Origin of the sequence: Pyramidobacter piscolens W5455 (assembly GCF_000177335.1) — a bacterium.
Classification (GTDB): Bacteria; Synergistota; Synergistia; order Synergistales; family Dethiosulfovibrionaceae; genus Pyramidobacter; species Pyramidobacter piscolens.
On sequence record NZ_ADFP01000073.1, the window covers coordinates 1 to 703 of the forward strand.

At 35.7% G+C, this 703-nt stretch carries 2 protein-coding genes; both read right to left on the reverse strand.

Features of this window, described 5'->3' with window-relative positions:
* The coding region (locus HMPREF7215_RS12780; RefSeq protein WP_009164969.1) for a modification methylase EcoRI at window positions 1-118 on the reverse strand (118 nt) is incomplete at its 3' end.
* 29 nt (window positions 119-147) lie between these two features.
* Window positions 148-603, reverse strand: coding sequence for an EcoRI family type II restriction endonuclease (locus HMPREF7215_RS14060; protein WP_083798281.1), 456 nt, complete (start codon window positions 601-603; stop codon window positions 148-150).
* Window positions 604-703: the final 100 nt, after the last annotated feature.

A 703-nucleotide genomic window follows, 5' to 3' on the forward strand; every position in this document is an offset into this window, starting at 1 on the left:
AGAAGTGCTCTCTGTAGTATTGCAGTTCGTTCTCAATATCACAATACTGAGTGTAAAATTCGTCGCTTTTCGATTTTTTAGCTTTGTGCAGTAACTTGTTTGTTGCATTTCTAGCCATTAATTAAAACCTTATTAAAATAAAAAATATCACTTAGATGTAAGCTGTTCAAACAAGTCACGCCCCAACACTCTGAGCGAAGTCGTTGATATATCAAACATTATTTCAAACATGATTTTCGAATCCCACTCCCTCCCATCTCCTTGAGTATATATAGATGCTGCTTGTAGCATAATGCTTTTGTCTTTATGATTTACAAATTTGTTAATACATAGATTACTATTTATAGGCATTCCATAATTAGCTGCAGTTAGTCGATCTAACCTATTTAATATACCAGAATTATACTCAAGATTAACAACCCTTCCATCTGGTCTTGTTATTGAGATATTTTCTGTTAAAAAGTTAGACCCCTCTAAGAAAAGGACGTAAGGAAAGTGGCTCTCAGAGAGCATAAAATTCGCTATCTCTGATATATTCTTATGAGATCCACTCGTTATTCTCGGACGAGTGTTCAGTAATGAACCCTGGAGAGAACCATGTATATGATCGTTATCTGGGTTGGACTTCTGCTTTTAAGCCCAGATAACTGGCCTGAATATGTTAATGAGAGAATCGGTATTCCTCATGTGTGGCATGTTTTCG